Annotated in this window: 6 protein-coding genes and 1 pseudogene; 4 read left to right on the top strand and 3 right to left on the bottom strand. The window is 56.7% G+C overall.

Annotation, left to right across the window (positions count from 1 at the left end; genetic code table 11):
* Positions 1–93, bottom strand: a pseudogene (locus NGJ44_RS22945) (transposase); the annotation flags it as partial.
* Positions 94–210: 117 nt separating this feature from the next.
* The gene (locus NGJ44_RS22940; protein WP_251866023.1) at positions 211–960 is read right to left on the bottom strand and encodes a GntR family transcriptional regulator; all 750 of its coding nucleotides are present in this window, start codon (positions 958–960) and stop codon (positions 211–213) included.
* Positions 961–1077: 117 nt separating this feature from the next.
* Here NGJ44_RS22940 and NGJ44_RS22935 point away from each other — a divergent pair, with 117 nt between their 5' ends.
* The 3 genes from NGJ44_RS22935 to NGJ44_RS22925 all read left to right on the top strand — a co-directional run bounded on the left by NGJ44_RS22935 (position 1078) and on the right by NGJ44_RS22925 (position 4033).
* Positions 1078–2256 (top strand): mandelate racemase/muconate lactonizing enzyme family protein, encoded by a 1179-nt coding sequence (locus tag NGJ44_RS22935; RefSeq protein WP_251866022.1) that lies wholly within the window; start codon positions 1078–1080, stop codon positions 2254–2256.
* Between the two features lie 48 nt (positions 2257–2304).
* Positions 2305–2667, top strand: a complete 363-nt coding sequence (locus tag NGJ44_RS22930) for a 5-carboxymethyl-2-hydroxymuconate Delta-isomerase (RefSeq protein ID WP_251866020.1) — start codon at positions 2305–2307, stop codon at positions 2665–2667.
* Between the two features lie 73 nt (positions 2668–2740).
* Positions 2741–4033: an MFS transporter gene (locus NGJ44_RS22925; protein WP_251866018.1), complete on the top strand. Its 1293-nt coding sequence runs from the start codon at positions 2741–2743 to the stop codon at positions 4031–4033.
* 98 nt (positions 4034–4131) lie between these two features.
* Here the strand turns inward: NGJ44_RS22925 and NGJ44_RS22920 are convergent, their stop codons facing one another.
* The gene (locus tag NGJ44_RS22920; RefSeq protein ID WP_251866017.1) at positions 4132–5235 is read right to left on the bottom strand and encodes a branched-chain amino acid aminotransferase; all 1104 of its coding nucleotides are present in this window, start codon (positions 5233–5235) and stop codon (positions 4132–4134) included.
* Between the two features lie 32 nt (positions 5236–5267).
* Here NGJ44_RS22920 and NGJ44_RS22915 point away from each other — a divergent pair.
* The coding region (locus NGJ44_RS22915) for a hypothetical protein (RefSeq protein ID WP_251866016.1) at positions 5268–5468 on the top strand (201 nt) is incomplete at its 3' end.

The following is a 5468-nucleotide window of genomic DNA, read 5'->3' as shown; positions in this document are numbered from 1 at the left end:
ATACACACCGTCGAGAAACAGCATGTGGAAGTGAACATTCAGATTGAGCGCCGATCCAAAACGCTGGATCAGGGTGACCGCGCCCGTCTTGGCCACTTGGTGGGTATGGCCCGCTTTCTTGACCAGGGAAAATTGATCGGCTACGCAGTCCTTCTACGGTCGTTAAATCATGTAGACGGTACTGCGCCCTGGGCGAGGTTTCTGCGAGCGTCAGTCGCTCTCGGTAAACCCGGCCCAGCGCAATTCGCTCAGGTAGTCGTGGTCATCAGTGAATAACCACGAACGACGGAATTCCACCGGCATACCCCGAAGGTCAAAGGCCGTACGCAGGCAAAGCAGCACGGGGTGCCCTGCAGGCAACCCGGAGTCCCCTGCCAGATCTGGTGGCAGTATGGCTGCCTGAAGTTTGTCTTCGACCCGACTGATTGACACGCCGCACTGGTGTTCCAGAAACGAATAGACCAGGTGAGCTGCCGCCTTGTCATCTCCCCATTCGTTGCCGCCAACCAGATCGAATGGAAAAGAGACGGTTTCCAGCACCAGTGGCTTCCCCTCGAATTCCCGTAAACGACGCAATCGATAAACAAAGTCACCAGGCTTCAAGTCCAGTGCGCTTTTCTCTGCGTCGTCGGCGCTGGCACGTTCTCTCAGCAGGATCTTGTCGGCGGGCAATCTTCGATTGCCATCCGTGCGGCTGACCAGTCGGAAGAAACTGGTGAATGCGCGTTCATCGGTTGCGCGGGACACGAAGGTGCCGCGTCCCCGATGACGTGTGACCAGCCCTTGTGCACTGAGGGCATCAAACGCCTTGCGCACGGTTCCGACACTGACCTTGAATTCTCGTGCCAGTGATTCTTCGCCGGGAAGCAATTGTCCGGGGAGCCATTCACCGTGGATGATTCGATCCCGAATGTGACTGGCGAGTCGTACGAAGACGGGACGCAGGTCGATATCTTTCATGATTTTAATTCTATATAGAATATAGATTATTCTATACAGAATTTGATTCCCTTGCGCAATTTCCATCTCTATAGTTCGGAAAAATGCCATGACGGCACCCACTATGGAGAACTTATTTTGAGCACGGCCATTCATCGAATCTCTTCAGTCGAGGCGCTGCACGTCGGTCAGTTCCTCTATGCGCGAATCCGCACGGAAGCGGGCTTGACCGGGTACGGTGAAGCGGGCTCCTGGGGCCACATCGAAGCCGCGAAAGCCGCACTGGAAAAGTTCGGCAAGTATCTGGTGGGCAAGGATGCAAACCAGATCGAACATCACTGGAACGTGATGCAACGCTTCTCGCATTTCCGTGGCACGGCAATCAGTGCTGCTGTCTCGGCCATCGATATCGCGCTGTGGGACTTGCTGGGCAAGCGTCTGCAGGTGCCCGTGTGGCAATTGCTGGGTGGTTCCTATCGCAACAAGCTGCGTGTGTACGGTCACGTGTACGCAGAAACGCTGGATGAAGTGTTGGCAGAGTGCCGCCGTCTGCGTGACGAAGGCTTCACCGCAGTGGGGCACATCAATCCGTTCCTGGATGAGCCGGAAGGTCAATCGTACTTCCGCAGCCATGTCGGCAAGGTGCGTGACGCGCAAGAACGGGTGATGGCATTCCGCGAGGCCGTTGGTCCTGATGTCGATCTGTTGATTGAAATGCATCGCCGCCTGAATCCGGCCGAAGCCATTGCCATCGGTCAGGTGCTGGAACCCCTGGCGCCCATGTGGCTGGAAGATCCGTTGCGCCCCGAGTTCTATACGCAAATGACCGCTGTTGGAAACGCCATCCGCGTGCCCATCGCAACCGGTGAGCGCTTCAATGGCCCGGCTGAGTTCCACCAGCAGCTGTCCGGCGGTGCTGTTCGTTATGCGCGTGCATCGGTGTGCGTTTGCGGCGGGATCACGGGTGCCAAGAAGATCGCTGCGCTGGCTGAAGCCCAGAACGTTGACGTCGCGCCGCATAATCCGCTGTCGCCTATCAGCCTGGCTGCCTGCATGCAGGTTGCGACTTCCATTCCCAACTTCGCGATTCAGGAATACCCCACCGGTTTCGAAAACCTGGTGCTGAAGTCCGGTCAGAAACTGCTGGGTGCAGATCTGGTGAAGAGCTATCCGGTACCTGAATCCGGCTTCATCACGGTACCTGATGCGCCTGGTATCGGTGTTGAGCTGGTCGACGATGTTGAAAACATGCGTGCGCCGCTTTATCGTCCGTCGTCCATGCGTTACACCGTCGACGGTGCGCCTCTCGATCAATAAGTCATTTGACATGCCGCGCGATGGCAGACATCGCGCGGGAGAATTTTCATGCCTCATCTCACTATCGAATATTCGACGGGCGCTTTTCATCCTGAAGATGAAGCTTCTGTCCTTGGCCAGCTTAATGAAGCGGTTATTGCAACCGGCGCCATCACGAAAGAATCTGATCTCAAGACACGAATGATCGAGTGCCGTGCCACGCGTGTCGGCACACAGGATCTGCCTCGTGGTTTTGTTTACGGACAGCTGCGACTGCTGCCAGGGCGATCCCCCGAAGTGCGAAGCGAATTGACGCAGCGCATTGCGGATGTATTGCGACAAGCCTGTCGGCGTCCTGAAGGCGTAACGATGCAACTGAGCGTCGAAATCGTCGAAATGGAAAAAAGTTCCTACGTCAAAGAAACACTCTAAAAGCGACTTAGATCGCAACAGAGCACTGCCACCAAAACAAATTCATATTGCATCCGAATTCAGGAGACCTTAAGTGGATAAGTTGATAAGCGGCGAACAGGCTGTTGGCCGCAATCGTTGGCTAGTCGTGTTGCCCATGGTATTCATGGTGTACATGCTGGCGTACTTTGATCGAGTCAATATCGGCATGGCGCTACCGCACATGACGAAAGAACTCAATATGACGTCGGTGCAGGCCGGATGGATTGGCGGCGGGTTTGCATGGGGTTATGCATTCACGCAATTGCTGGCCGGATGGCTGGCGCTGAAGTTCGGTTCCCGGCGATTGATTGCGATCTGCCTCTTTCTGTTTGGCGGCGCAGCGATGTTGACGGCGTTGGCCAACGACTTCTGGCAGGTACTGACCGTTCGTATTCTGTTGGGTGCAGCAGAGGGGCCGATCTATGCTGCAACATCGATGCTGTTGGCGCAATGGTTCGTCAAGGCAGAGCGTGGCCGGGCCTTCGGTATCTGGAATCTGGGCGCTCCTTTGGGTGGCTTTCTGGCGGGCCCCATTTCGGGTGCGTTGATTGCCCATCATGACTGGCGCATCATGTTGATCGTTGAAGGTCTGCCGGCATGGCTGTTCTGCCTGGCCTGGTTCAAGGCGGTTCCCAAAAACTTCGAGTCTGCCAAGTGGCTGAGCGCCGAAGACCGTACGGTGATCAAGAAGGAACTGGACGCAGAGCAGGAAAGTTTCAAACAACCGGAATCAGATCCGTGGTGGACGATTTTCAGTGAGCCTGCCGTATGGTGGCTGACTCTCGGCTTTGGGCTGAATATGATTCTGCTGTATGGCATCACACTGTGGTTGCCTAGCATCATGAAGTCCTATGGCGTGCTGAGTGAAACGACGATCGGCTTTGTGGCGGGCGCACCGTTTGTCATGACGATGTTTGGTATCTGGTTCATCAGCCGACGTTCGGACAAGCATGGCATGGAGCGACGCTGGCATGCTGCGATTCCGACCATGATCAGCGGGTTGCTGGTCATTGCTGCGGCGTTTGTGCCCGTGTCCCTCTACTATCTGCAGATCGTGCTGTTCCTGGCGATGGGCTTCACGCTGAAAATGTTGATGCCGCTCATTTTTACGCGGTTGACGGAGATTCTGCCGACTCGCAAGTCCATGCCTGCTGTTGCTTTCGTCAGTGGGGTGGGTAACCTGATCGGGCAGTTCCTCGGCCCTCTGCTGGTCGGCTATATCCGCGCGAATTCGAGTGATTACACGGTATCGCTGCTGGTGCTGGGGTTGTGCGGGCTATGCGGCGGTATTGCCATCGCATTTGCCAAGAGCCGTGCAGACTTGCAGGCTGCGGCGGCGCACTGATCCTGCGTTGTCACAGGCAAAAAATAATCCCCGCTGTTTACGAACAGGGGGATTATCAAAGTGTTGAACGGGATGCCTTCGGGCATCCCGTTTGCCATTTACGCCAGGCGCATCATCCAGCCGTGACGGTCGGGTGAACGTCCGTATTGAATGTTGGTCAGTTCTTCGCGCAGGGCCATCGTCAGTTTGCCGGCAGGTGCGTTTTCATCGCCAGCGCTGACGCCACGTCCCTTGAGCACCGAGATCGGGGTGACGACCGCCGCCGTGCCGCAGGCGAAGGCTTCTGCCACATCACCTGATGCAAAGCCATCCAGCCATTCCTGGATGGATACCTTGCGTTCCTGTACTTGATGGCCACGGTCGCGTGCCAGCTGAATGATGCTGGCGCGTGTGACGCCTTCCAGAATGCTGCCGGACAGTTCCGGCGTGACCAGCGTGCCGTCTTTCATCACCAGGAACACATTCATGCCCCCCAGCTCTTCCAGGTACTTGCCTTCGAGCGGGTCCAGGAACAGCACCTGTGCACAACCGTTTTCGTAGGCTTCCTGCTGGGGCAGCAGCGAGGCGGCATAGTTGCCTCCGCATTTTGCAGCGCCCGTGCCACCCTTGGCGGCGCGGGCATAATCCGTGGACAGCCAGATCGACACGGGCTTGACCCCACCGGAGAAATACGAACCTGCCGGGCTGGCGATGACGTAGTAGGCGGCACGCTGAGCAGCGCGAACGCCCAGAAAGCTTTCGTTGGCGATCATGAACGGGCGCAGATACAGGCTGGTTTCCGGTGCGGACGGCACCCAGGGGGCGTCGACGGCCAGCAGCTGCTTGAGCGATTCGATGAACAGGTCGGTGGGCAGTTCGGGCAATGCCAGACGGTGTGCGGAACGCTGCATGCGCTCGGCGTTGGCCTGCGGGCGGAATGTCCAGACGGAACCGTCGGCATGGCGATAGACCTTCAGTCCCTCGAAAATTTCCTGTGCATAATGCAGCACCGATGCTGCTGGATCCAGTTGCAGCGGGCCGTACGGGCGCACCTGCGCGTCGTGCCATCCCTGTTCACGCGTCCAGTCGATCGATACCATGTGATCGGTGAAATACTTTCCGAACCCGGGGTCGGCCAGAATGGCATCGCGTTCGGCGACCGTCCGTGCCGTCGAAGACTGAATCGTAAGAAAAGGAGCGGAAGAAGAGGCAGTGTTGGACATGGAAAGATTCGTTAGTTCACTGAAAGAATGACTTGAAGCTGAAAGACAAGGCGCTTGTCGGGATCAGATGCCTTTTTGGCAGTGTAATCCTTCAATCGTCATTTGGTGTTAGCGCCGGTGTAATACTGACCCACCCCGTCGGAGTAAATCTGACCCACCTGGGCAATGATGGTGGCTTTTTGGCCACCGACAATGTTGACTCAGGAGCAAGCAGTGGAGATCAAGGTAATGGC

Source organism: Achromobacter sp. Marseille-Q4962, from assembly GCF_943737005.1.
Taxonomy (GTDB): Bacteria; Pseudomonadota; Gammaproteobacteria; order Burkholderiales; family Burkholderiaceae_B; genus Achromobacter.
The sequence above is the reverse complement of the archived record's forward strand: the minus strand, read 5'-3'. Positions and strand labels throughout refer to the sequence as shown.

What these genes read in the sequence shown, in the direction of transcription:
- NGJ44_RS22940 (WP_251866023.1), bottom strand. Translation starts at nt 960, where the DNA reads ATGAAAGATATCGACCTGCGTCCCGTCTTCGTACGACTCGCCAGTCAC.
- NGJ44_RS22930 (WP_251866020.1), top strand. Translation starts at nt 2,305, where the DNA reads ATGCCTCATCTCACTATCGAATATTCGACGGGCGCTTTTCATCCTGAA.
- NGJ44_RS22920 (WP_251866017.1), bottom strand. Translation starts at nt 5,235, where the DNA reads ATGTCCAACACTGCCTCTTCTTCCGCTCCTTTTCTTACGATTCAGTCT.